We start from the raw sequence: 24,502 nt of genomic DNA, 5'->3' as shown, positions 1-24,502 counted from the left end.
AAATGAGTCATCGTTTATCTGTTAACCAATCCGGTAGCCGACACCCAGCATCTGCGCTGCCGCTGACGGCGGGTTCTGCCAGTTTGTATGATCTTGATCACGCCCTGCAAGTGGTGCAATTGGGTGACAGGGTGGCGCTGTTACCGGCCAATGAACCACTTCCTTCCGGGCAGGCGGCCGTGCTCGGCATGTTACCAGCGGTGACGGCAGCCGATCTGGGGGATAATAGTTTCCGCCGGGATTATGGTGTACGTCTGGCCTATTACGCTGGGGCGATGGCAAATGGTATTCATTCAGAAGAGATGGTGATCGCCTTGGGTCAGCACGGTATCCTCGGTATTTTAGGTGCTGGCGGGTTGAGCATTCCGCGTATTGCCAAGGCGATTACCACGCTGCGTCAGCACCTGCCCAACGGGCCATTTGGTGTCAACCTGCTGCACAACCCCGGCAACCTGGAGTGGGAAATGGCCTGTGTACGGTTGTGCATGGAGCACCAGGTCAGGGTGGTTGAGGCCTCGGCCTATATCAAACTGAGCATGGCATTAGTGTACTACCGCACTTGTGGGCTGAAGCAGCAACAAGATGGCGGCATTCTGCGCCAAAACCGCATCATTGCTAAGGTATCACGCCGTGAGGTTGCTGAGTGTTTTTTGCGTCCGGCACCGGAAAATATCCTGGAAAAACTGCTGGCTGAGGGGGTGATTACCGTAGAACAGGCAGCGTTGGCGCGTCAGGTGCCGATGGCGGATGACATTACCGTAGAAGGAGACTCAGGCGGCCATACTGATCAAGGGGTGCTGTCCTGCATCTTCCGCTCCGTAGTGCAGTTACGCGACGACATTGAGCACGAGTCCGGCCACCGTTTCCGGGTGCGGATTGGCGCAGCAGGCGGCTTGGGAACCCCTCATGCCATTCTGTCTGCCTTTGCCCTCGGCGCGGCGTATGTGGTGACTGGCTCAATAAACCAGGCTTGCGTGGAGGCCGGCACTTCTGAGGCGGTAAAACAGATGTTAGGCAAGGCGCAGATAGGTGACGTGGCGACGGCGCCGTCGGCAGATATGTTTGAGCTGGGCGCTAAAGTACAGGTGCTGAAACTGGGCAGTATGTATGCGGTACGCGCCCAGAAACTCTATGCGCTGTATAAGCAGTACGACAGCCTGGACGTGCTCCCCGCTCAGGACGTGGCCCAGTTGGAAAAGCAGATCTTCCATAAGCCGCTGGCTGAAATCTGGCAGGAGACGGTAGCTTATTTCCAGCGTTGCAACCTGTCTGCGGTGATTGAAAGGGCGGAGCAGCAGCCAAAGAAAAAAATGGCGCTGCTGTTTCAGTGGTATCTCGGCCAGTCATCTCGTTGGGCGATAAGCGGTGAAGCGACGCGCCATATGGATTATCAAATCTGGTGCGGTTCGGCGATGGGGGCGATGAACGAGTGGCTACAGGGTACGCCACTGGAGGATGTGGAGCAGCGCAAGGTGGCGGAACTTGCCCAGCTGCTGATGAGTGGCGCCGCCTACCTGACTCGCATTGCACTGCTTGAGCTTATGCATGTCATGCTTCCGGAACCGGTTAAGCGGTATGCGCCGTTTAACTTATCCAAAGGTGTGGATTATGCTAACGGCAATTCGATACCACAAACACAGGCGGAAAGTAAGCAATCTATAGACGCAGTAACAAAACTGTCATTGAAAAGTTCAAAGGAGTTTTATAAAAAGTGCTGGGATCTGCTGCCTGGTGGCACTCATTACAACTTCAGCGATCCTGAACGGTCACTGGTGATCCCGTTCAACCGTGGGCGCAACTCGCGCATCTGGGACCTGGATGGTAATGAACACCTCGATCTATTCTGTAAGTTCGGCGCACTGTTTGTTGGTCATCACAATGAAGCCTACAACGAGTCGTTAATTCAGTACATGGGCAAGGTCACGTCGGTGGATACCTGCGATCTGGAAGTGGAAGTGTGTGAAACCATGGTGAAGTACATCCCCTGTGCCGAGATGGTCCGCTTCTGCCTGAGTGGTACCGAGGCAGTACAGAATGCGTTACGTTTGGCACGCGGCTTTACCGGCAAAAATTGCTTTATCCGTTTCCACGGCCATTACCATGGCAATGCCGATAACATGATGGGGTGGTGTAATAAGCAGGATCTTCGCTATCCGGCACCGGAGCAGTTCCAGGGCGATTTGCCCGATACCTGGGGACAAGAGAGCGGTTCGAGTATTGGTCAGTCTTTTATGCTGCCGTGGAATGACATTGATGTGCTCGCGACGACTATTGAGCGCTATCACGACGAAATCGCTGCTGTGCTGATGGAGCCTATCTGTATCAACGGTGGCGGCATTTTCCCGCGTGAAGGCTATCTGGAGAAGGCCAAGGCGCTGTGTGAAAAATACAATATTGTGCTGATTTTCGATGAAGTTATCACTGGTGTGCGCCTGGGCCTCGGCGGTGCGCAGCAACTGCTGGGCGTCACCCCGCATTTGGCGACCTTCGGCAAGGCGTTGGGCGGTGGTGCAATGCCGATTTCCGCCATTGCTGGCCGCCGCGACATTATGAACCTGTATACCCGTGGCAAAGTAATTCATACCGGTACTTTCAACGGTTATCCGCTGGGGCTGGCGGCTATCAAGGCAACCTTTTCACTGATTGAGCGTGATCTGGGCTGCTACGACCGCATGGCCGGCATTACTTGTCAACTCGCGAATGTCTTCGTCAAGGCGGCTGAAGCGGTTGATCTACCTCTGGTGATTCAGGGCATGCCAACCGCGCTGGTGTACCACTCCCAGCAGGAGCCGGTAGAGCAATCCCTAGGTTACAGAGAGAAAGTAAAGTTCTGCGGCGGCATTATCCGCGAGACGGCTAAACACTACGGCATCCAGTTCTCACCGTTGTCGCGTATCTATTCCAACTTGCTGATGTCACAGGATGATGTGCGTTTCTTCGAAGAACGTATCTTCGATGCCATGGCTAACGCCCGCAAGATTATCGACACTACTTTCAAAGAAGGGATTGATACATGAGTCGGCAAATTGCCGTCATCACTGGTGAGGCAGGCGGTTTTGGTTCGGCAGTTGTCGAGGTGCTGCTGGATATCGGCTATCTGGTGACCGCGAAGGATATGCACTAAGCTGGATGAGCGTTCTGGCATATTATTTATCCAGGCAGCAGCAATTTGCCTTGCTATTAATATGCCAATTCTGCTTTATCCCAGAGGAAATCTGAGTAAATGTCGATTGTTTACTGTATGAGTTTCCCCATTTCAGGTTTGATGAAACGGGCAGTGTATTTGCCCTAATAATTTTGATTTTTTTATTTCCCTCCGGCCAGATCAATAAAATTTCCGGTGACGTATGAAGCTTCATCCGACAGCAACCAGGCTATAGCCTGTGCAACTTCTTTCGGTTGTCCACCTCGTTTCATCGGGAGGAAATTTTTCACCCGATCAACGCGATTTGGCTCGCCACCATCGGCGTGCATATTGGTATAGATAAATCCGGGACGAACGGCATTTACCCGGATTCCCTGATCGGCCACTTCCAGGGACAGGCCGATGGTCAAAGTATCGATTGCACCTTTCGATGCGGCATAATCTATATATTCGTGCGGTGATCCCAGTCGGGATGCTGCGGATGAAACATTGACAATTGAGCCGCCTTGTCCACCATGTCGGAAAGACATTCTTTTAACTGCTTCCCGTGCACAGAGAAAACTGCCTACAACATTGACGGCAAGAATATCATTCAGACGGTCAGCGGTGAGTTGTTCAATTGATGCTTGTGGTTTGAGAATACCGGCATTATTCACCAAACCGGTTATACATCCGAATTCTTTATCAATTCTTTGGAAGAATTCTACAACTTGTTTTTCATCAGCGACATTGACCTGAATGGCGATAGCTTTACCGCCGATATTATGGATAATTTCTGTGACTTCCAGCGCTTGAGCTTGATTAGTGTGGTAACCAATTCCAATATGATGCCCTTTTTCTGCCAGATAAAGCGCTGTTGCGCGACCAATACCGCGAGATCCGCCCGTAATTAATGTGATTTTCTGCATAGTGTTCTTATTTAAAGTTTTATACCCGTTATCTTTCAAGCTGCCTCTTTGTTGGCTGCACTCACTCACCCCGGTCACATAGTTATCTATGCTCCCGGGGATTCGCTCCCTTGCCGTCGCGATGCAACTCGAAATCTATTAGGTATATATTAAGAAATTAAATATCAAACGAATCAGTATTAATAAAGTAAAATTGAATAAAAAGCAAATTTTTGCATATGGCATGGGAATATTTATAATGTCGATATTATTATTTGTATGATTGTTTTTAGTTAAAAATAAAATAATCTAAGTGTTATGCTGTGGATATTATGAAAATATATTTATAGATGGAGTGGGTTATTATGGGATGGTGATTTTACCTGAAGATTTTATGGATGGAAATTCGATTTATTTATCCTTTTTAAGATATTTGTTTATATAAATTTTAATTATTTTTGATGAATGATTCAGATGTTATAATATAGCAACACCATGAATTAGTGCTGGTTATTAGGTATCAAACTTCCGCGGCTCAGGCATCAATCAAATTGACTACTGTATCGGTATTACGAAATGCTATTTAGTTGGAAAATAGTTTACTCAGTGTATAGAGCTAACTAACTTGAATGCCAGAACTCGAAGCAAGCGATTGAACCGAAAAACCATTTTTTTCAAAATAAGAAGAAATGCACGATAAAGTCATAGAGACTTTCATTGAGCGTAAAAAATGCATTTTATATATACATCTAATTATTTGATGTATAACCTTAATTATTAAAATGAAATATATTGTCTGGTGTGTGACTCTAATTGGAAATATTATATGTGAATTTATGGTATTTACATGTGATTAATTATGACGTGAATCACGATATTGAAAATTAGATTATTAATTTATTGATTTTTTATATGGTTTGTATTTTTATACAGGATTTAAAATAAACCACGGATTGAGAAATTAAAAAATCTAACCAGATAATACATCTTCTAGTAAGAAACAGGATGCCCAATGTTAATGTTTTTCAAATCTTGTGATTTTATTTAAATTAAACTTAAAAATAGTGTAACACCTTGCATTAAAGTGAAAGCCTATAGCTATAACTGAGTTTAAGGACTGAGTGTAGCGGTGCTATTGGTTATTTAACTTAGTAAACCGTCGGTAATTCACATAGGATATTCTATACCCTATGGATTTCAAGATGCATCGCGGCGGCAAGGGAGCGAATCCCCGGGAGCATAGATAACTATGTGACCGGGGTGAGTGAGTGCAGCTAACAAAGAGGCAACTTGAAAGATGACGGATATATGTAAATGAAAGAGGGACATATCCCTTATAACTTAACGATACCTATGGATTTTTCGCTGGATCAATATCACTTCTTATTTGAAAAGGAGATTACTCATCGTGTCTAAACTGGCAATACATGGAGGCTCTTCCATTCGAACAATGTCTTGGCCTGAGTGGCCTACAAGTTCTCCCGAAACTGTAGATAATCTACTTTCTGTTTTAAATAGTCCCACAATTAAAGTAAGACCTGAAGTAGAAACTGTTATTGAACAACGCGCACGAGTGACCGATTTTTTGCGTCAACGACACCAACAGCGTGGCCGGGAAAAGGTCACGGTGATCGTTTCCCATGCATTCACTATAGAGCTAGCAATGTTTGTGTTGTTAGGGCTGGAAAGCTCCCTATTACAACGCTGGCATATGCGTATCAGTAATACGGCATTGCACGTTATAGAGAATGAAGAGATAGGTGGAAAATCGAGGCTTGTCCTTGTTAACGCGAAAAATCATTTGAGATTATGGCTTTAAAGGTAAGAAGATAAAACGTATGGCTGCAAAATTTGAACGATTACAACAACTTTCCCGGCACCCTGATTTTTCAGCATTGGTTCCACCTTTAGTGGGATTTGCGGCTGATAAAGCGCTTGCCATTGTAAAGTATTATCCGCAAGCAGATACCGCGCTGCTACGTACCCTCTACAGTCAGTACATCACTGAGCACCCCGATTGGATAAAACAGGTTGAGAAAGTTTGTGGCCCTGCTCCCTGGATTATTCGCAGTGCGGGCTTAGAGGATGGTGATACTTTCGTGAATGCTGGAGGCTATGCCAGTATCATCTGTCATTGTCCGGCAGATTTTAGTGATACGCTTTCTACGGTGGCTTTCAGCGGATTTGAACCTCAATCTATTGAACAGCAACGGTTAAGTGATCCGGGTTATCAACCGCAGCCAATCACTTGTTTTGTTCAAAAATTGATTGAGGGTACGCCATCTACAGTGGACGCCTTACAGGCTCCGTATCTGACAGCCGATGCATGCCATGATTTAAATAAAATCATCAATCAATTACATCAATATCTCTCTGAAATTGCGTTAGACACTGAGTGGGTTTTGGAAACGGATCATGGCCTGGTTTCCGTGACCGGATTGACTTTACATGCCTCTGAAGGTATCCGGGGAGAACTGGCGTTCGGTTTTGGTTTTGCGTCTGCACAATCTCCCGGCTCAAGGGCGAACTCTGTGGCCTATCATTGGCCAACGTTAGCTGCACCTCTGTGGTATGGCGCTCAATTATGTCAGGTTCGCGTGGATAAGATTTGGTTAGTACAGGCACGCCCCGCGCCGGGTTATGTACTTGAACGTCAGGTTGAACAGTTAACCGCTGAAGTGAAAGAAGAGCTGACACGCAGTATGCGGGCGGTTCCCGTAACAACATTACTGCATCCTGCAAAGCCCAATTTAGGCGTTTTCCTTTCGGCATCCACATTAGACGATGCTTGGTCTCGTTATCTGCGTCTTCCTTTGCCAGTGCGATCCACTCTTGTGGCTGTCTTCGTTGAATCAGGCGTTGCTAGTGAACATGCTGGCATCATGTTCCGTCAACAAAAATTGCCCGTTTTTCTTACCCAGTTAACTAATATCCCCTCAGTTCCCTTGGTCATTATTAATAGTGTAGGAGAGCAAGCCTACTTTAGTGCGCAAAAACCACTTATCGAATTGGAAACGGAAACCATTGAATCGGTTAATTTGCCTGCGGCTGTACAGCATATTTTTGACGATAGAGAATCTCTGCCCACTACGGCGCTGTCTTCTCAAGATATTTCGGATGTTTTGCAACGTGCGCTGGCTGGCTTACCGGTATTAGAGGAAAAAATCGGCGCCTCACTCAGGCAACGTACTCTTTTTCCAATGGACACGTGGTTACAGCATGGTGACATTGTCCGAAGCCCAAGTTTAACAGGTTGGCTCCTTGCACAAGTAGGTGAGAGAGCGATGACGCTCTACCCTGCTCATTGGTCGGCAACCGATGCAACAACAGATTATCTCTGTGCTTTCAGAGCCAAAACCGATCCGCAGTCGACATTACCGCACTTATGTAAGGCTATCCCAACATTGGCAGACAAGGTCAGGCAACTCAATGACCTGCGCTTGCTAATGTTATTTATCAAAGCCGAATCATGGATTGAGAAAATTCCCGCGATGCCATTGGCGCAATGGGTTGATGTTGCGATAACGACCCCAAATGGGGATGGGCGTCTGCTACTGGAATGTCTACTTCATGTGCTCGCAGATACAGACATTATTCCCATTTATGAAGATGCAGACCGGATCAACATTTTACACGCGTTAACCCAGGCAGCAGGTTCTACACTTTCTGTTCACGAATTGTTTGAAGTTATCCATCATCGCCAATTGTCACCGACTGCACTGGCGAATCTGGTTCGTGCGCCCAAAGCGTTTGCTGACTATGTGGCTTTCCTGTCTCCACTTAAGCGCTTTAAAGCAGCCGCAGCACTGGCAGGAGCGAGTGAAGCCGCTGATTTGCTACAAGCTACGGATAGCCTGATGAAAGAGTTACATCATGCGAAATTACCCACTTTGAGGGCACTTTGTCGCATAGATTTAGTGGATACTTACGATCAGGTACTCAAGGCGGTATTAGCCGATGTTGTTGATAGACACGAGCTGATCACGTATCAAAATTATCTAGATTTGCTCAGTGGTTGGATGGAATTTGCCCAGCTATCAACGCTTTCTGCCACAGAAAAATCGGCATTATGCGCTTTCCAGGGATGGGTAGAACATGTTCGTCATAACCCCATGCCGGACACTTTTTTTCTTGAATTAAAAGAAGATGTTGTAGAAATCTTGGGGGATGATTTCTTACGTTGGCAGGCTTTAATGCCTGTTGCCGGTAATATGACACCGGAACAACTACCGATAGAAAATGCCCACCAGTTACACAATCTATTGCATCAATGGATGCTGGTTCGTTTTCGGGCTGAATCAGGGCCTGATCTGCCCGCGCCTTTACACAAATTGATCAATATCGCTGATGGTTTTGGTGATGCCCGCTCTTGCCTTTTAAGGTTAACTAATAACCTCTTTGAGATTTCTCTGCCCTTTGTCGTACACAAGGCCAGTTTCCTCTTTAATGAGAAGGAATTGGTTGTTGAATTCTGCGAGCTTCCGAATGCCCCGGAAGAGGAGATTGGTCGCTTATATGTCTTCGATGCATTGGCATCACGTATTTCAGAATGGAAACCACAATGGCAGATATCATCAAATCGGGTCTGTCAATTAGGCACTTGGACACTTTTCTTGCGCTTAAAACGTGCTGATGGTTTACATTGGCAGAGACAGGATCTCGAGGAACTGGTGCTTTGGTTGCGAGTGCTATTCGATACTGCTTATGATTTCTCCTATGTGCCTAATGATGAAGTTTCCCATGTATATGACATGCTGGGGCACTCTCCCTGGTGTGATCTATTCCACGCTTATGTCAATTACCGGGCTGTGATTGATTTCTCTGTTCAGCGTATCACGGTTTATTCGTTGCCCTTTGCCTCAACGCTCGCTGCACTCTGCCTGAATGAATCTATACGTGATGAGGTTACCAGCGCTTGCCTTGCTGGTTTTGACCATGCCTGGGATGCTTTTCACCGAATTATTGAGAAGCTGGAAAAAACAGAGGATGACCAAGAACAGTGGGAATGCCTTCACACCACCGCAGGGCAGATAGGATTACTCCTTTCAGCAATATGGCCAGAGCATACGCTGATGCGGATGGTACAAAAACCACTTTCCCCGGTTGGGGCTGAACGGATCGCTGTCAGCCTGTTACATCGTCGTGATTTGTCGGCCACATTGCAGCAGTTGGTTACTGCTCCAGAAAATGCCGGATTGCGTAATTTAGTTTTGCACCACGTTCCTGAAATCGCGGTAAATGCAGGTTCTGCTGCCTCAATCGCAGATGAAATCGCGATTTGGCAAAGTCAGTTTAAACGCTGCAAAGAGTACTTGCTTGCCTATCATGCAAATGTACTTTCTGAGAGCCAATGTCAACAATTTGTCAGACAACTTAGTCTTATCCCTTATGGCATCACAGAGGAAATTGAAACGTATATTCAACGTGCTCTGCCCCCTATAGCCACAGAGGAGAAAGGCCGTTTTAAATTGTCTGAAGTTGATCCGATTGCGATTATTAGAAGCCATCAGTATCGATCAAACATTAGCAGATAAATACGCAGCACTATCTAATTATGCCAGCCAAACCGATCAGGAAACGATTGATGCAATTATTGTCCATGCACAACGTCTGGCACAAACATGTTTCCATACCGGGCAAGCAGTTTACCTTGCAGAAAGATTTTGGGAGAAATCATGTCAATATCAGTAAGTTATATTCGTCAATTAATTATCAAAATCGCCTGTGAGACAACGGGAGATGACGCAGAAGAATTAATCAAGCGAGGATGGTTAGAGATCCCTGCACGGGATGCCATTGAATTTATGGTACGTCTGGAAGCACTCCTTGACTGCACGCTGGGCTGGTCGAAATACGAACATCTATCAATGGAAATCAATAACCTCGCGGAAATAATAAACAAGAAGCTTAATGCACAATCATCTGATGAACCAATGCCATTATCACCTTAATCACAGGTAAAAAAATGATAAATACCGAAAAAAGTGGTATTGATATACCTTTTAATAACAATGAGTTACCTGAAAAAAAGCAATGTGTCATCCTGTTCACTTCAAGATAATGCGTATTCTATGCATAAAATTGAATTGCGTTTTGAAGATGTTGCTTATCCTTTCTGGATCGGGAGCCACTGCACAGAGGAAATTTCGGCGCATTTAGCTGAGATGTCGGCGTCTTTTCTGCATATCATTACTGACGATACCGTAAACCAGCTTCATGCTGCTCCTTTCGTACAACGGCTAACTCTAAAAACAAAGGTGCCGGTTTGGGTCTGGTTAATTCCAGAAGGAGAAGCAAACAAATCACTCAATACATTGGATTATTTGGCAAATCAATTGCTTAATGCGGATGTTGATCGCAAAAGTGTTATTGTCGCGATGGGAGGGGGGGGCATCGGCAATATAGCAGGGCTGCTGGCTGCGCTACTATTTCGTGGTATTTTTTTAGTCGTGGGAGATGGCCCGCAACGGCATAGACTCGAAGAGACTATTGCTCAACATCAGTTAGAGTCCCAATTTACTATCACGGGATTTATCCCCAATGATCAGGTGGCAACCGCGATTGCGGCCTGTCATGTCATTGTCATGCCGTCAGAACACGAAGAGTTTGGTGGTGTTTCCATTGAAGCTACTGCGGTAGGAGTGCCGGTGGCTGCACTCACTCACCCCAGTTACATCGTTATCTATGCTCTTGGGGATTCTCTCCCTTGCCGTCGCGATGCATCTTGAAATCCATAGGGTATAATGTAGCTTTTACCTCCAAAAGCGTTTTTTACTTGAAAGTTTCATGGATACAAAGTTGATTTATTTGTCCTTTTCATGGTGTTTATTTATATAACTTTGCATTATTTTTGATGACTGATTCAGATGTTCTAATACGGCGGAAATAGTTTCACATAACTTTGGATCAGCTGCATCATAATCACGGATGCTAAAACATCCTTTTATATTTTTGGCGGCCCGGATAAGATGATTAATATTGTCTAATAATATTGGTGGTGCAATATTAAGATAATTTCCTTGCAACTCATTGAATATTTTGTGAAATGATTCAAAATCATTCTTATCAATAGAATTTGTAAGCTTATCTATGTACTGCAATTTTTCTCTCATTTACATTATATTTTACCTCTTTATTTACTGTCATATTAAAAATGACTATGATTAGTCATCTTTATCCAAATATTCTTGTGCTAATTTTGATGCATGCTCTAAAAATTCAAGTGCTGTGAGTCCCCATATGTCAGGGAAAATGTCAGCATCATGATAATCAAATGTGTTCTCTACATCTTCAGAAGAGCCAACAAGATCATTGATTTCTTCTATTAACCCTTTTCTCATTCCTTGAGATGCGTCATTAAGAAAATCATTGATAACATCATCAAGCTCGGGACCTGATATTATATCGAAGTCCTGATTAAAATAAGCATGCATTAAAATGTCTAAAAATGGATATTGTCCGGTCATTTTAATTAAACCTTTTTATATGTTGGAGTGTATAATCTTAGTCTTTTAAATTTTGTCTCTGTAAATCCTAATATCCGACAAGATCGCCGCAAGTTGCACAGGTGATAAAACAATGCGTAACCCATTCTCAGATTCTGAATCAACAGGGGTATCAGTTAAATAAGCGGCATTATTCATCGTCAATAAACCCTGTCATCCCAGAAGCTATAAGAACCGGTTGAGCAGGCAAGATTGTTCCACGTGATATTTTTATAAGTGAAGCAGATAATTTCTTGTGGTACACCGGCATTATTATCTCTGGAATGCGGAAAATTGCATTTTATGCTGGAGATAAAGGCATGGCCTAGCCTGATGGAATAATTTTTTTCTAATCCTCCGGTTAGTGATGTTCGATAATTTTCAAACAGGCATTCCAGTTCTTCATTTTCATCGAAGCTTCGCGCTAGTAAAGGCGAAGATTTATCAATGGGTTTTATTACCATAACCGGATGATGGGATACGTGTTGTTCCCTTGTCATTAAATGTTGAAGCGAGTAAATAAAAATCTCATTTTCATGGCCGTGCTGGTAATTATTTCCTATGGAGTTTAAGGAGCCGCAGCCAGCGGAGATCAGCCCCTGCTTTTTGCCTTTCAATGTTAGATAAATGATATTTGCCATACTGGTTGCTCCTCTAATGCGCTTTTTTATCCTGTTGTAGGGTGTGTGCAAAAAGCAATCAAAAATTTATAAATTTAATATAATTTACATTTGTAAGAGGAATAAAATCTTATAAAAACGGAATACTTAAAAATATGGCGTCGAAGTATTAAGAGGAACTTAAAAATCTGAACTGTTCAGGTGTCGTATTTGTGACAATCGCATAGCGTGAGTTGACATTCAGGTAACACTCGGTGGCTGTTACCTGAATGTTTGAAATTATTCTAAATGCATACTATTAATCTGATGAAAAAACGCCATATCCAGTATCCCAGTAAAGCGAATGTAATGGCATTAAGAGAAAAGGACTTGAATCTTTTCTTCATGGCCGCATAAAGTAAGGGAGACATAATCAGTAAACATGTTGGAGCAAATACATCACGATTATCATCTATCAGCTCTCTGTAAACAGTACAGAGATTATCTATATCCTGACCACCGATATAATGCTCTTCTTCTAAGTATGACATCATATATATAAATAACGCACAAAAGATAGCATAAGTGATATTTAAAACTATGGCTGATTTGCTCATTCTGAAATTCTCGTGATTATATGAAGTCTATGACATCAAAAAGTGGGAATCCGAATTCACCTGCCATATAGTAAGGATTTTGCATATGTTGTGTTTCCTTTTCTTAAATAAATTTATACCCTTCATCTTTCAAGCTGCTGCTTTGTTGGCTGCTTTCACTCACCCCAGTCACATAGTTATCTATGCTCTTGGGGATTCATTCACTTGCCGCCTCGCTGCAACTCGAAATCTATTAGGTATATTTATATCGGCACTCCGGTTGCCATCATTTATCCTTCAAAAAGTTCCAGTGAGTTACAGAGTCTCAGTATATTCAGAATTTTAATTCTTGGAAGAGATTTTGTAATAAAAACGAGTAAGTTTAGCACGAATTAATAGCACGAGGTTTGCTGCATAAGCAGAATAAAATGCCGGGTTTGGTATAATTAGCATGGATATTTATTTTTCGTGAATATTTTTTTCTCGCCAATGACTAGGAGAGCAGCCAACTAATCGATTAAAGAAACGGGCAAAATAGGCTGGATCTTTAAATCCGAGCTGATAAGCCACTTCAAATACTGGGCAATCACTGAATAATAATAGCCGTTTGGCTTCACGCAGTTGACGGTCGAAGATGAGTCGTTTCGGTGGACGGTTGGTAAACCGACGGCACATATCTTTTAACCGCGATTCTGTAATATCTAACTTATGGGCATATTCCGGTACGGAAAGATGATGATGATAATGATTGTCTATTAATTGGTTAAAGCGCTGAAACAATTTAATTTCTCCTCGCACGCCATTAATCGGGTGATCATCAAGAGGAATGTTGCGCAATAACAAGGTAAATATGGCTTGTGCTAAGAATGTCAGCGATTGCTCTCGACCAATAAAGTTATTAGATGATTCGCGGGCGATTAACGCCCAATAGTGATTAAAAGCGGCCAGCTCTTCCGGTTTATCGGCGACGGATAAGCAAATAGCCGGAATATCAAGAATATCTTTATTAGCCGGATAGAGTGATTCTAATAACGGTAATATCAGATCTTGCCGTACGGTAAGGACATATCCGTCACTGTCATCTTGAGTGAAAAAAGCGTGAGGAACGGAGGGTGGAGTCAGGATAAACAGCGGTGCCTGTACAGAATAGTGTTGAGCATCCAACTGTAATTCAATATGGCCGGTGATCAAAAAATGAAGTTGGAAGAAACCATCGTGACGATGAGCTTGCATATTACGACCGAAAAATGCCGCCATTCGGCCAAAGGTCTGATAATGCACATCATCGGTGCCTTGGGTTTCATCATAATCCTTGCTGATATCAATATTGGCAATGATAGACTCAGCCATGATGGTTTTTCCTTTTTATTGAAAATTACGGCGCTGTTTTCTGTCTGGCGTGTGTCATTGGGATCAGCCAGATAATGGCTGCGCCAACGACCAGCAATCCGGCAACGAAATAGAGACCCGTATTAAAGCTCCCGGTCTGATCTTTCAGCCAACCGATTAATAACGGGCTAAGTGCTGAACCTATGTTACCTGTAGCGCTAATAACTGCAATGCCGATCGCTCTTGCGCGTAAGCTGATAGCTTGATCCGGCGTTGTCCAGAAGATCGCCATTGCAGTAAATGAACCGGTTGAAGCCATAATAATCCCAATAAGCTGAATGACACTGTGGTTGGTTAATGAGGTCAATACCCAGCCCACGGCGGCGAACAGATAGGGTAGGGCCGTATGCATTTTACGTTCTTGTAACCGGTCTGAACGGCGACTCCAGTAAACCATCCCGATGATGGTACAAAACTGAGGAATAGCGGTCAGAATGCCGATCATGATGTTACTGCTGCCCTGATTGAAGCTTTGCACAATCTGTGGCGTCCAGATATTAATCGCACTCAGGGTATTGGTTAGACAGAAGTAGGCCAGGGTATACATCAGCATGATCGGTGCGAAAATCTCATGCCATATACTGCGTTTTTGCATTGCCTGATAAGTTGGTGAGCCTGCTGGTTGAACCAGAGCGGGCTGGTCGTTATCCATCATCTCTTGTAAGCATTTTTTGTCTTCATCTGTCAGCCATTTAGCGCGTTTGGGTGAATCATCAAGATAGAACCAAACGACAATTCCCAGTAGTACCGAAGGAAAACCTTCCAGCAGGAATAACCACTGCCAGCCGTGAAGGTTCATGAGGCCATCCATTTCCAGAATATAACCGGAAGCCAGAGAACCAAAAGCCATAGTTACCGGCATTGCCACCATAAACAGCGCATTGGCCCGGGCGCGATAGTAAGCCGGGAACCAGTAAGTCAGATACAACAGGATACCCGGCACAAAACCTGCTTCGGCGATACCGACCAGCATACGCAAGATATACAGACTGGTTGGTCCGGTGGCGAACATGGTGGCCGTGGAGGCGATCCCCCAGAGCACCATAATCGCGGCTATCCAGCGTCGCGCTCCGACAATGCTAAGCATGATATTGCTAGGAATACCGAAGATGACATAAGTAGCATAGAACAGCGTTGCCGCCAGACCGAACATGGTTGCGTTCAGTCCAAGATCTTTACCCATTGTCAGGCCGGCAAACCCGATATTAATTCGATCCAGAAACGAGAATACAAATAAGACGAACAGGAAAATAATCAGGCGACGGAATAACTTGTTAATGACGGATTGCTGTTGTGCCGTTAGCGGTTTATGTTGACCAGCCGGAAGTTCCGGCTGTTGCACGGCAGTTGATGAATCGCTCATTATCATTTTCCTTAATTACTGTTTTATGTGTATTACGTTGTTTAGGAAATTAAAAGCTGGTTGAGTAAATCGGTTGTTAATACTGTGATTGCTGAAATTAATAAACACCGGATGAAGGTGCTGCCGGCGGTTCTTTATCCGAGATAAATCGTGCCGCCAGCGCTTCCGCTGTCCGAGCCAATAAAGTTGTATCAATACCAACCGCCACGAATAGGGCGCCAAGTTTCAGGTAATGCTCGGCAACATTGGGTGCGGACATCAGAATGCCCGGCGCTTTACCCGCCGCTTTGATTTGGGCAATGGCTTGCTCAATTGCAGCTTTCACTTCAGGATGTTGCGGATTATTGGTAAAGCCCATATCGGAACTCAGATCCGCCGGACCGATAAAGACACCATCCACACCGTCTACTTTGAGGATCTCCGGCAGGTTACGGAGTGCTTCACGGGTTTCTACCTGAACCAGAACGCAGATTTCATCGTTGGCACGGTGCAGATAATCAGGAATTCTGTTCCAGTGGGAAGCTCTTGCCAGAGCGCTACCTACACCACGGATACCCGCCGGTGGATAACGGGTTGCGCGAACAGCTTCGTAAGCCTGCTCGGCGTTTTGTATCATGGGGATTAATAACGTTTGGGCACCGATATCCAGTAGTTGTTTAATGATGACCAGATCATTCCAGGGCGGACGCACAACGGGATGGCTTGGATAAGGGGCAATCGCTTGCAACTGGCTTAGAATCGTCTGAACATCGTTCGGTGCATGTTCGCCATCAATAAGTAGCCAGTCGAAACCGGCTCCGGCTACTAATTCAGCACTGTAGGGGTGACAAAGTCCCAACCATAGGCCGATTTGTGGCTGACCTGCTTTTAATGCCTGTTTAAATTTATTGGTTAACCGATCCATATTTTTCCTCTTTAAACAAAACGGCAACTGATAGCACCGATGGGGCCGTAATCCACATGGAAGGTATCCCCTTTATTTGCTGGAACCGGGCGGGTAAACGATCCACTGAGAATGATTTGTCCTGCTTCAAGCTGAACACCATGTGGAGCCAGTTTGTTTGCCAACCATGCGACACCGTTAGCCGGATGATTAAGTACCGCAGCCGCGACACCGGATTCTTCAATCACGCCATTGCGATAGAGCAGGGCGCTGATCCAGCGCAGATCAAACTGATCGGGTTTAATCGGGCGCCCGCCCATGATGACGCCGCCGTTGGCGGCATTGTCAGAAATCGTATCGAACACTTTGCGTGGACGTTTGGTTTCCGGATCGATGTTATGGCAACGGGCGTCGATCAATTCCAATGCCGGAATGACATAATCGGTCGCATTGTAAACATCAAACAGTGTGCAGTTCGGGCCACGCAAAGGTTTTGCCAGAATGAATGCCAGTTCGACCTCAATACGGGGCACAATAAAGCGATCACATGGAATATCACTGCCATCAGGGAAAAACATATCGTCCAGCAGAGCGCCATAGTCCGGCTCACTGATTTGTGAACTGGCTTGCATGGCCTTTGAGGTCAAGCCAATTTTATGGCCTTTGAGTACGCGACCTTCGGCAATTTTCAGCTCCACCCAGTGACGCTGAATGGCATAAGCATCATCAATGGTGATTTCAGGGTAATCCAATGAGATTTGGCGTATTTGTTCACGGCTTTTTTCTGCTTGATGCAGACGATGTGCAACCTGTGATACGACTTCTTTCTGTAACATGCAGTTAAACTCCTGTGTCTTCTATGCCACCAAAGCAGAGGTATTTCACTTCCAGATAATCTTCGATGCCGTAACGTGAACCCTCACGTCCCAGTCCCGACTGTTTAATGCCGCCGAATGGAGCTGATTCATTAGAAATCAAACCTTCATTGATCCCGACCATGCCGCTTTCCAGCGCTTCTGCCACACGGTAGATCCGGCCGATATCGCGGGAATAAAAATAAGCTGCCAGACCAAATTCAGTATTATTTGCCAGATGGATGGCTTCTGCTTCATCACGGAATTTGAAGAGTGGTGCAATAGGCCCGAATGTTTCTTCTTGGGAGATAAGCATGGATTCATTGACATCAGCCAATACGGTAGGTTCGAAGAACAAACCGCCCAAAGCGTGTGGTTTACCCCCTGCCAATATGTGCGCGCCACGGGAAATGGCATCACTGATATGTTCTTGCACTTTATCAACGGCAGCTTGATTAATTAGTGGGCCTTGTTGTGATTTGGCATCGCTGGCTGGGCCAACCTGCAACCGATTAACTGCTTGCGCCAGACGTTCGGCGAAAGTGTCATAGATAGTTTCCTGCACCAAAATTCGGTTAGCGCAAACACAGGTTTGACCGCTGTTGCGGAATTTAGCTATCAACGCCCCCTGTATAGCGGCATCAATATCAGCATCATCAAAAACGATAAATGGCGCATTGCCGCCCAATTCCAGCGATAGCTTTTTCACGGTGTCGGCACTTTGTGCCATCAATAGCTTGCCGACACGGGTTGAGCCGGTAAAAGAGAGTTTGCGGACAATCGGGCTTTGGGTCAAAACACCACCGATGGTTTTTGCATCAATGCCAGTCACCACATTGAATACCCCGGCAGGAACGCCAGCTTGCTCTGCCAGCGCGGCCAGAGCCAAGGCTGAAAGTGGGGTTTCTGAGGCGGGTTTTAGGATCACCGTGCAGCCCGCTGCCAGAGCAGGGCCAACCTTGCGGGTGATCATGGCGTTGGGGAAGTTCCACGGTGTGATGGCTGCCACAACGCCGATAGGTTGTTTGATCGTGACGATCCGTCGGCCTGGCATCGGGCTTGGGATAGTTTCACCGTAGGTGCGTTTACCCTCTTCCGCAAACCATTCGATGAAGCTGGCGCCATAAGCAATCTCTCCCATGGCTTCTGCTTGCGATTTCCCTTGCTCCCGGCTCAACAATTCAGCCAGTGCTTGTTGATTTGCCATCATTAACTGAAACCAACGTTGCAGGATCTGGCTGCGTTGCTTGGCTGTCATTGCTCTCCAGGCAGGCAGGGCTTGTTGAGCGGCTGCAATTGCGCATTCTGTTTCAGCCGCACCCATATTACTGACGTGTGCAATAACTTCACCATTTGCCGGGTTAGTCACCTTAAAAGTGGCTTGGTTGTTGGCATCAACCCATTGCCCGTTGATATAAGCTTGTTGGCGTAGTAATTCTGTATTGACATTATTTGTCATGATTTTTTTCTCCTGAAGACACTTGTGTGAGTGGTTTTCGCTGGTAGAACGTTGCTAGCTGCTGGCATAACCAACTCAATCCAGCGCAAACTGCCATTACAAGGGCCATAGCAAAAGGGGTTTCATCTTGTAGTAAAGAGACGGCGATACTGGCGAATGCGGCCATAGCGAATTGTGCGGAAATAGCGAGCGCGCTGGCGCTGCCAGCAAGTTGGCCTCGATGTTGAAGTAATAAAGAGAGGCTGTTAGTACCAATGGCATTCACCAGCGAGATAAACAGTACGACCAGAATGACGATCACCGAAAGACTTTGCTGATAGAAAATAACCAGTAAGATGCCAAACAGTAATTGCGCGCTGGTTTGGATCAATAGCAGACGGGAAAGATCGTAGACCTTTAGTAAACGGACATTGAGTAGCACCATTGCTATCATGCCTAGCGCATTACAGGCGAACAGTAAGCCGTAGTAATTCGCCGGAACCTGAAAATAGTTGATATAGACGAAAGGGGAACCACTGATAAATGCGAACATGGCGGCACAAGTGAATGCCAATGTGCCGATAGTTGCCATAGCTTCACCGTCAGTCAGTAACTTGCCGTAATTTTTAAAAGCGGTGATAAGTTTTCCATTGTTACTCTGAGCGGGCAGCGTTTCTGGCAATAAAAATAGTAATAATATCCCACTGATACAACCGAACAGACCCAATAGCGTAAATATGGCTTGCCAATTGAAATAGGTTAACAGTAAGCCACCAAGCAATGGGGCGATAAGTGGCGCTATCATGGTCACTAAGGTCATGAGTGATAGCACGCGTGGTAATTTCTGCGGACCATAGATATCACGGGCGATAGCTCTGCCCATGACCACCGCGGCGCCACTGCCAAATGCTTGTAATGCGCGGAGTAAAATCAGGTGTTCAACTTGTGTCACCAAGGTACACAACGCACTGGCAACGACAAATAATGCGATACCGCTGAGCAGCAGTTTTCTGCGCCCAAAATGGTCGCTCAGTGGGCCGTATAACAGCATGCCAATACAGAAACCGGCGAAAAATGCGCCTAAGGTATGTTGCATCTGCCCTTGTGTTGCCTGTAATTGCCTTGCCATTTCTGGCAAGGCTGGCAGGTACATATCAATCGACAGAGGCCCGAAGGCCACTAGCGCACCTAATAAAGGGATCAACCAACGAGGAGGATGCTGATGAAAGGATTTCGGCATCACTACTCCTTACGAAACAAAGCGTGGACGTTGTTTTGTTTGTAGTTCAATACCGGGTCTAATTCTTCCATCGTAAAAGAGAGGGCAAGGTAACGCTGTGCCATCAGCGAGGCAAAATGTTGCTTGATCAGGGGAAAGAGTATCTCACCAACCTGTTGACGGCTTTCAAGGCTGCGTCCCGCGCCGATTTTTAGTGTCATATGGACGAATGCATAATCTTGTTTACCGTCGGCCATTTGCCAGGTATCCAGCCAGATAGCACGGCTGCGTATGCCGCCTAATGGGAAAATGCCGGTATCTGCCAGCGCCTGATGCACTTTGGCAAACAGCTCAGGCAAATTGGCTTGTTCGCGGATATTTTCCGTACATTCAGCATAAAAATGTGGCATAGGTTGCTCCTAATCAGGGGATCGCGGGTTTATCGGTGATGTAATCAGGTAGTGGAAATACGGCGTTGACTTGCCCGGTACCAGAACTGGCAAACAGTTCAGTCAGAAATTCCACTTTACCATCATATTTATCCCAACCGAGTAGACCTAATAGCATCACTGTGTCGTGCATATTGCCTTCGCCATAACAATAATCTGCATATTCCGGCAGCATCTTGCAGAACTCTTTGAATTTGCCCTCTTTCCAGAGCTGAACCACCCGATGATCCATCTGTTCATCAAATTCTCGGGTGTAGCTGTTCATGCCCTCTTCGGCGCGTTGATCATCGATAAAGCGGTGAGACAGGGAACCGCTAGCGAGTACAGCAACGGTGCCATCATATTTCTCAATCGCGGTCAGAATGGCCTCTCCAAGACGACGACTGTCTTCAAAAGCATGGACAGTACAGAATGCGGAGACCGAGATAACTTTAAAATGTCGGTCACTGTTCATGTAACGCATTGGTACCAGCGTGCCGTACTCCAGTTTCAGGCTTGGGATTTCATGCGCTTGAGCGCGCACGCCGACATTGCGCGCCTCTTCTGCGATCATTTGTCCCAATTCAGGATTGCCGTCATATTCATAACTCATATCCCGGATGAAGTGGGGTAACTCATTGCTGGTATAAATGCCGGAGAAATGGTCGGCACAATTGATGTGATAGGCACTATTCACCAGCCAGTGTGTATCAAACACAATAATGGTATCGACACCCATTTCACGGCAACGGCGACTGATCTCTTTGTGACCATCAATAGCTGCCTGACGGCAACCGTGATGCTTCCCCGGTAGTTCAGACAGATACATGGATGGCACATGTGTAATTTTGGCTGCTAACGCTAACTTACCCATAAAATCCTCATTTGATATCAGGACGGCGAACCGGAATTCGCCGTGGTTAACGCTGATGGAACGGTTATACCCCCCAACGTGGGATTGGATGATCCCCCATGGAGATACAGACGTTTTTCATCTCAGCAAACACTTCAAAACTGTATTCACCGCCTTCACGGCCGGTGCCGGAGGCTTTCACGCCGCCGAATGGTTGACGCAGGTCACGGACGTTCTGGGTGTTGACGAATACCATGCCGGCTTCAATATTACGGGACAGACGCAATACCTTGCTGACATCCTGGGTCCAGATGTAAGAAGCCAGACCGTACTCCACGTCATTTGCCAGGCGCAGACCTTCTGCTTCATCTTTGAATGGCAGCAGGCAGGCGACAGGGCCGAAGATCTCCTCCTGAGCAACCCGCATCCGGTTATCAACATCTGCCAGCACCGTTGGGCGCAGGAAATTGCCGTCTTTCAGGTGCGTCGGCAAATCAATTGGTTTATCTGGTCCACCGGCCAGCAGTGTTGCGCCTTCCTCTATTCCCAGACGGATGTAACCGGAGACTTTTTCCCAATGCGATTTGCTGATAAGTGCCCCAATCTGGGTGTTTGGATCTTGTGGATCACCCACCCGCAAACGATTAGCCCGTTCAGCAAAACGCTTAATAAACTCAGGGTAGATACTTTCCTGAATGAAAATGCGTGAACCGGCGGTACAACGTTCACCGTTGATAGAGAAAATAGTGAACAGGGCGGCATCCAGTGCCCGCTCAATATCCGCATCTTCAAAGATCAGAACCGGAGATTTACCCCCTAGCTCCATTGAATATTTTTTCAGGCCGGCGTTTTTCATAATCTGACGACCGGTTGCTGTGCCGCCGGTAAACGAAACTGCCCGTACATCGTGATGTTTCACCAGTGCGTCACCAGCGGTAGCACCATATCCCTGAACCACATTCAGCACACCGGCAGGGATACCGGCTTCTAGTGCCAATTCCCCTAAACGGTTTGCGGTTAATGGGGAGAGCTCTGACATTTTCAGCACGGCGGTGTTACCTAGTGCTAAACAGGGAGCAACCTTCCAGGTAGCGGTCATAAATGGCACGTTCCACGGAGAAATCAGTGCACAAACACCAACGGGTTGCACCAGCGTATAGTTGAGCATCTTGTCATCAACGGGATAGGTACGGCCGTTCATTTGCTGACAAATTTCAGCAAAGAAATTGAAGTTGTGAGAAGCGCGTGGGATCAAGACATTTTGTGTCTGATGAATGGGCAGACCGGTATCTTTGGTTTCCATTGCCGCGATTTCAGGCACATTCTCATCAATCAACTCACCTAAACGGCGCATCAGGCGTGCACGTTCTTTCATCGGCAAATCTGCCCATTTTGGGAAGGTTTCCTTTGCGGCGGCAACGGCTTGATCAATCTCTTCCTGACCACCGGAAGCGACTTCAGCCAGCACTTCGCCGGTAGCAGGATTTGTGGTTTCAAAATAGGTTTTACTGCTGACGTTTTTGCCGTTGATCCAATGGTTAATCATGGTCATTACAGGCTCTCCTCATACTCTTGCTGGCTGACAATACGGTTAACCAGACGCCCAACACCTTCAACTTCAACAATAACTTCATCTCCCGGCACCACATCGGATAATCCTTTTGGCGTGCCAGTGGCGATCATGTCTCCCGGTTGCAGCGTCATAAAGTCACTGAGATAAGCGATCAAGAATGGAATATTGAAGATCAGATCAGCGGTTGTGCCACGTTGACGTAATTCACCATTAACCCAGGTGCTTAATGTCAGATTATGCGGATCGGGCACATCTTCTTTATCAACGAACCACGGGCCGATGGGGGTCAGTGTATCGCGGCTTTTTACCCGGAGATTAGGGCGATAGTAGTTTTCCAGATAGTCACGGATTGCGTAATCGTTACAGACGGTATACCCGGCAACGTAATCCATAGCGTGTTCTTTAGTGACTTTGTGGGCGGTTTTGCCGATGACAACAACCAGCTCAGCTTCATAATGCATATATTCCACATTATCAGGGCGAACGGAAACCTGACGATGACCGGTTAGTGTATTAGCGGCTTTGATAAAAACTAAAGGTTCTTCGGGGGGCTTAAATTCCAGTTCAGTGGCGTGATCAGCGTAATTCAAACCGAGGGCAAACAGGGTACCGTTTGCGGGTGGCAGCCATTGAACGGATTTGCCGCTGATTCTACTGCCATCTGGCAGACAGACATTTTCCTGTTCATCAACGGTAACAAGCAAATCGCGACCTTGATAGTGAACTCTTGCGTGTTTCATGCTTTCTCTCCCGCTTGCACAACCTGATTTTCCAGTGATGGGAAACCTGCGGCCCGAATGACAACTTTGTCGCCCGGTTTGATAGCAACACGTTGGTGTGGCGTCCCAAGCAGGATCACATCCCCCTCTTTGAGGGTTGCGAAATCACTCAATGCTGCGACTAATTCCGTGGCTGAACGCACCAGATCGGCTGTTGACCAGCGATCGACTTCCTGACCATTGATTTCGGTAATGATATCTAACGCATCAATGGATTCGGGATTGGTCATTTGGCCTATAGGGCAAAAACCATCACGACACTTAGCTTTTATTGCCGGACGATAGAAAGCGGTTTCAGGCAGGCTGACTTCATTAGCTAATGCATAACCTGCGATATATTCGGCTGCATTTTCAATGGCAACTTTGCGAGCAGTTTTACCTATCACTAATGCCAATGTTGCGCCGCTTTGGACCTCTTCATTCGCAGGATGGGGAATTGTTTCACCGGAGGTGATAACGGTATTGCGTGGTTTAATAAACCACACCGGTGTTTTAGGTAAGGTGTTATAAGGTGCTTGCTGAAATGAGTCATGCCAGACATCTACCTGGCTCTGATGGTTGAGGGCGACGGCGAAGACAGTGCCTTTCATTAACGATTCCTCATGAACTTAAACGGGCGGTTTTAAGATGCATTTATTAATATATTAATAAACCAAGGATCGCGTTGTTGCAACATGTTAATGTGTTTGTTAATTTTAATTGTGATCTCAGTAACAATATCTCCACTAAATTTGTTTTTTATCATTATTAATCAATGTATTAATCTTTTTTTGGATAAAAGCATTACTCTAACATTAACTTTTTATTAACTTTATTTTTGCGGTTTATTTTTGTTTACTTATTAATATTTTTATGATTTTTTCTTTGTGGTTGATTGGATGACGTGCTAGTCTTTTTTATTGTGATTATAGGGTGAGGTATACCCTATGGATTTCAAGATGCATCGCGACGGCAAGGGAGCGAATCCTCGGGAGCATAGCAAACTATGTGACCGGGGTGAGTGAGTGCAGCC

General features: G+C 45.9%; 22 protein-coding genes. 6 read left to right on the top strand and 16 right to left on the bottom strand.

Translation table 11 applies throughout. The features are described 5' to 3' along the window. Positions 1-2 precede the first annotated feature (2 nt). Positions 3-3,017 (top strand): PfaD family polyunsaturated fatty acid/polyketide biosynthesis protein, encoded by a 3,015-nt coding sequence (locus KZ793_RS14145; protein WP_225815921.1) that lies wholly within the window; start codon positions 3-5, stop codon positions 3,015-3,017. Positions 3,018-3,306: 289 nt separating this feature from the next. Here KZ793_RS14145 and KZ793_RS14140 read toward each other — a convergent pair whose 3' ends face one another. After that, entirely contained in the window at positions 3,307-4,053 is a 747-nt protein-coding gene (locus KZ793_RS14140; RefSeq protein ID WP_225815983.1) for an SDR family oxidoreductase, read from the bottom strand. Between the two features lie 1,429 nt (positions 4,054-5,482). Between KZ793_RS14140 and KZ793_RS14135 the strand changes: the two genes are divergently transcribed. From KZ793_RS14135 to KZ793_RS14115, 5 genes are all read left to right on the top strand, one after another. Then, on the top strand, positions 5,483-5,851 hold the full coding sequence (locus KZ793_RS14135) for a histidine phosphatase family protein (RefSeq protein WP_225815920.1): 369 nt from the start codon (positions 5,483-5,485) through the stop codon (positions 5,849-5,851). A 19-nt stretch (positions 5,852-5,870) separates the two neighbouring features. Continuing rightward, positions 5,871-9,566 carry a hypothetical protein gene (locus KZ793_RS14130; RefSeq protein ID WP_225815919.1) on the top strand — a complete coding sequence of 1,232 codons (3,696 nt, stop codon included), beginning with the start codon at positions 5,871-5,873 and terminating at the stop codon, positions 9,564-9,566. Beyond that, positions 9,520-9,723: a hypothetical protein gene (locus tag KZ793_RS14125; protein ID WP_225815918.1), complete on the top strand. Its 204-nt coding sequence runs from the start codon at positions 9,520-9,522 to the stop codon at positions 9,721-9,723. Before KZ793_RS14130 ends, KZ793_RS14125 begins: the two co-directional genes overlap by 47 nt. After that, complete coding sequence (locus KZ793_RS14120) at positions 9,708-9,983, top strand: DUF6137 domain-containing protein (RefSeq protein WP_225815917.1); 276 nt, start codon at positions 9,708-9,710, stop codon at positions 9,981-9,983. Before KZ793_RS14125 ends, KZ793_RS14120 begins: the two co-directional genes overlap by 16 nt. A 120-nt stretch (positions 9,984-10,103) precedes the next feature. After that, positions 10,104-10,760: a glycosyltransferase gene (locus KZ793_RS14115; RefSeq protein WP_225815916.1), complete on the top strand. Its 657-nt coding sequence runs from the start codon at positions 10,104-10,106 to the stop codon at positions 10,758-10,760. Positions 10,761-10,835: 75 nt separating this feature from the next. Here KZ793_RS14115 and KZ793_RS14110 read toward each other — a convergent pair whose 3' ends face one another. From KZ793_RS14110 to KZ793_RS14040, 15 genes are all read right to left on the bottom strand, one after another. Beyond that, positions 10,836-11,144, bottom strand: coding sequence for a hypothetical protein (locus KZ793_RS14110; RefSeq protein WP_225815915.1), 309 nt, complete (start codon positions 11,142-11,144; stop codon positions 10,836-10,838). 51 nt (positions 11,145-11,195) lie between these two features. Next, positions 11,196-11,498: a contact-dependent growth inhibition system immunity protein gene (locus tag KZ793_RS14105; protein ID WP_225815914.1), complete on the bottom strand. Its 303-nt coding sequence runs from the start codon at positions 11,496-11,498 to the stop codon at positions 11,196-11,198. A 179-nt stretch (positions 11,499-11,677) separates the two neighbouring features. After that, positions 11,678-12,157 carry an Hcp family type VI secretion system effector gene (locus KZ793_RS14100; protein ID WP_225815913.1) on the bottom strand — a complete coding sequence of 160 codons (480 nt, stop codon included), beginning with the start codon at positions 12,155-12,157 and terminating at the stop codon, positions 11,678-11,680. A 263-nt stretch (positions 12,158-12,420) separates the two neighbouring features. After that, on the bottom strand, positions 12,421-12,732 hold the full coding sequence (locus KZ793_RS14095) for a YjeO family protein (RefSeq protein ID WP_225815912.1): 312 nt from the start codon (positions 12,730-12,732) through the stop codon (positions 12,421-12,423). A gap of 438 nt (positions 12,733-13,170) precedes the next feature. Continuing rightward, entirely contained in the window at positions 13,171-14,061 is an 891-nt protein-coding gene (gene hpaA / locus KZ793_RS14090) for a 4-hydroxyphenylacetate catabolism regulatory protein HpaA (protein ID WP_225815911.1), read from the bottom strand. Positions 14,062-14,086: 25 nt separating this feature from the next. Further along, a complete protein-coding gene (hpaX, locus tag KZ793_RS14085; RefSeq protein ID WP_225815910.1) occupies positions 14,087-15,463 on the bottom strand; it encodes a 4-hydroxyphenylacetate permease in 1,377 nt (458 codons plus the stop codon). Positions 15,464-15,560: 97 nt separating this feature from the next. Then, complete coding sequence (hpaI, locus tag KZ793_RS14080) at positions 15,561-16,367, bottom strand: 4-hydroxy-2-oxoheptanedioate aldolase (RefSeq protein WP_225815909.1); 807 nt, start codon at positions 16,365-16,367, stop codon at positions 15,561-15,563. Between the two features lie 11 nt (positions 16,368-16,378). Continuing rightward, complete coding sequence (gene hpaH, locus KZ793_RS14075; protein ID WP_225815908.1) at positions 16,379-17,182, bottom strand: 2-oxo-hept-4-ene-1,7-dioate hydratase; 804 nt, start codon at positions 17,180-17,182, stop codon at positions 16,379-16,381. Between the two features lie 4 nt (positions 17,183-17,186). After that, positions 17,187-18,659 carry an NAD-dependent succinate-semialdehyde dehydrogenase gene (locus KZ793_RS14070; protein WP_225815907.1) on the bottom strand — a complete coding sequence of 491 codons (1,473 nt, stop codon included), beginning with the start codon at positions 18,657-18,659 and terminating at the stop codon, positions 17,187-17,189. Then, complete coding sequence (locus KZ793_RS14065) at positions 18,649-19,878, bottom strand: Bcr/CflA family multidrug efflux MFS transporter (RefSeq protein ID WP_225815906.1); 1,230 nt, start codon at positions 19,876-19,878, stop codon at positions 18,649-18,651. The genes KZ793_RS14070 and KZ793_RS14065 overlap by 11 nt, the downstream gene beginning before the upstream one ends. 2 nt (positions 19,879-19,880) lie before the next feature. After that, positions 19,881-20,267 (bottom strand): 5-carboxymethyl-2-hydroxymuconate Delta-isomerase, encoded by a 387-nt coding sequence (locus KZ793_RS14060; protein WP_225815905.1) that lies wholly within the window; start codon positions 20,265-20,267, stop codon positions 19,881-19,883. A gap of 13 nt (positions 20,268-20,280) precedes the next feature. After that, positions 20,281-21,159: a 3,4-dihydroxyphenylacetate 2,3-dioxygenase gene (gene hpaD / locus KZ793_RS14055; protein WP_118985478.1), complete on the bottom strand. Its 879-nt coding sequence runs from the start codon at positions 21,157-21,159 to the stop codon at positions 20,281-20,283. A gap of 64 nt (positions 21,160-21,223) precedes the next feature. After that, positions 21,224-22,690: a 5-carboxymethyl-2-hydroxymuconate semialdehyde dehydrogenase gene (hpaE, locus tag KZ793_RS14050; RefSeq protein ID WP_225815904.1), complete on the bottom strand. Its 1,467-nt coding sequence runs from the start codon at positions 22,688-22,690 to the stop codon at positions 21,224-21,226. Continuing rightward, positions 22,690-23,451 carry a fumarylacetoacetate hydrolase family protein gene (locus KZ793_RS14045; protein WP_225815903.1) on the bottom strand — a complete coding sequence of 254 codons (762 nt, stop codon included), beginning with the start codon at positions 23,449-23,451 and terminating at the stop codon, positions 22,690-22,692. Before KZ793_RS14045 ends, hpaE begins: the two co-directional genes overlap by 1 nt. After that, on the bottom strand, positions 23,448-24,080 hold the full coding sequence (locus tag KZ793_RS14040) for a fumarylacetoacetate hydrolase family protein (protein ID WP_225815902.1): 633 nt from the start codon (positions 24,078-24,080) through the stop codon (positions 23,448-23,450). The genes KZ793_RS14045 and KZ793_RS14040 overlap by 4 nt, the downstream gene beginning before the upstream one ends. Between the last annotated feature and the right edge of the window lie 422 nt (positions 24,081-24,502).

The organism is Photorhabdus antumapuensis (assembly GCF_020387775.1).
Taxonomy (GTDB): domain Bacteria; phylum Pseudomonadota; class Gammaproteobacteria; order Enterobacterales; family Enterobacteriaceae; genus Photorhabdus; species Photorhabdus antumapuensis.
The sequence above is the reverse complement of the archived record's forward strand: the minus strand, read 5'-3'. Positions and strand labels throughout refer to the sequence as shown.

What these genes read in the sequence shown, in the direction of transcription:
- KZ793_RS14110 (WP_225815915.1), bottom strand. Translation starts at nt 11,144, where the DNA reads ATGAGAGAAAAATTGCAGTACATAGATAAGCTTACAAATTCTATTGAT.
- hpaD (WP_118985478.1), bottom strand. Translation starts at nt 21,159, where the DNA reads ATGGGTAAGTTAGCGTTAGCAGCCAAAATTACACATGTGCCATCCATG.
- KZ793_RS14060 (WP_225815905.1), bottom strand. Translation starts at nt 20,267, where the DNA reads ATGCCACATTTTTATGCTGAATGTACGGAAAATATCCGCGAACAAGCC.
- KZ793_RS14105 (WP_225815914.1), bottom strand. Translation starts at nt 11,498, where the DNA reads ATGACCGGACAATATCCATTTTTAGACATTTTAATGCATGCTTATTTT.
- KZ793_RS14120 (WP_225815917.1), top strand. Translation starts at nt 9,708, where the DNA reads ATGTCAATATCAGTAAGTTATATTCGTCAATTAATTATCAAAATCGCC.
- KZ793_RS14135 (WP_225815920.1), top strand. Translation starts at nt 5,483, where the DNA reads ATGTCTTGGCCTGAGTGGCCTACAAGTTCTCCCGAAACTGTAGATAAT.
- hpaX (WP_225815910.1), bottom strand. Translation starts at nt 15,463, where the DNA reads ATGAGCGATTCATCAACTGCCGTGCAACAGCCGGAACTTCCGGCTGGT.
- KZ793_RS14095 (WP_225815912.1), bottom strand. Translation starts at nt 12,732, where the DNA reads ATGAGCAAATCAGCCATAGTTTTAAATATCACTTATGCTATCTTTTGT.
- KZ793_RS14045 (WP_225815903.1), bottom strand. Translation starts at nt 23,451, where the DNA reads ATGAAACACGCAAGAGTTCACTATCAAGGTCGCGATTTGCTTGTTACC.
- KZ793_RS14130 (WP_225815919.1), top strand. Translation starts at nt 5,871, where the DNA reads ATGGCTGCAAAATTTGAACGATTACAACAACTTTCCCGGCACCCTGAT.
- KZ793_RS14065 (WP_225815906.1), bottom strand. Translation starts at nt 19,878, where the DNA reads ATGCCGAAATCCTTTCATCAGCATCCTCCTCGTTGGTTGATCCCTTTA.
- hpaH (WP_225815908.1), bottom strand. Translation starts at nt 17,182, where the DNA reads ATGTTACAGAAAGAAGTCGTATCACAGGTTGCACATCGTCTGCATCAA.
- KZ793_RS14040 (WP_225815902.1), bottom strand. Translation starts at nt 24,080, where the DNA reads ATGAAAGGCACTGTCTTCGCCGTCGCCCTCAACCATCAGAGCCAGGTA.
- KZ793_RS14145 (WP_225815921.1), top strand. Translation starts at nt 3, where the DNA reads ATGAGTCATCGTTTATCTGTTAACCAATCCGGTAGCCGACACCCAGCA.
- KZ793_RS14070 (WP_225815907.1), bottom strand. Translation starts at nt 18,659, where the DNA reads ATGACAAATAATGTCAATACAGAATTACTACGCCAACAAGCTTATATC.
- KZ793_RS14100 (WP_225815913.1), bottom strand. Translation starts at nt 12,157, where the DNA reads ATGGCAAATATCATTTATCTAACATTGAAAGGCAAAAAGCAGGGGCTG.
- hpaA (WP_225815911.1), bottom strand. Translation starts at nt 14,061, where the DNA reads ATGGCTGAGTCTATCATTGCCAATATTGATATCAGCAAGGATTATGAT.
- KZ793_RS14140 (WP_225815983.1), bottom strand. Translation starts at nt 4,053, where the DNA reads ATGCAGAAAATCACATTAATTACGGGCGGATCTCGCGGTATTGGTCGC.
- KZ793_RS14115 (WP_225815916.1), top strand. Translation starts at nt 10,104, where the DNA reads ATGCATAAAATTGAATTGCGTTTTGAAGATGTTGCTTATCCTTTCTGG.
- hpaE (WP_225815904.1), bottom strand. Translation starts at nt 22,690, where the DNA reads ATGACCATGATTAACCATTGGATCAACGGCAAAAACGTCAGCAGTAAA.
- hpaI (WP_225815909.1), bottom strand. Translation starts at nt 16,367, where the DNA reads ATGGATCGGTTAACCAATAAATTTAAACAGGCATTAAAAGCAGGTCAG.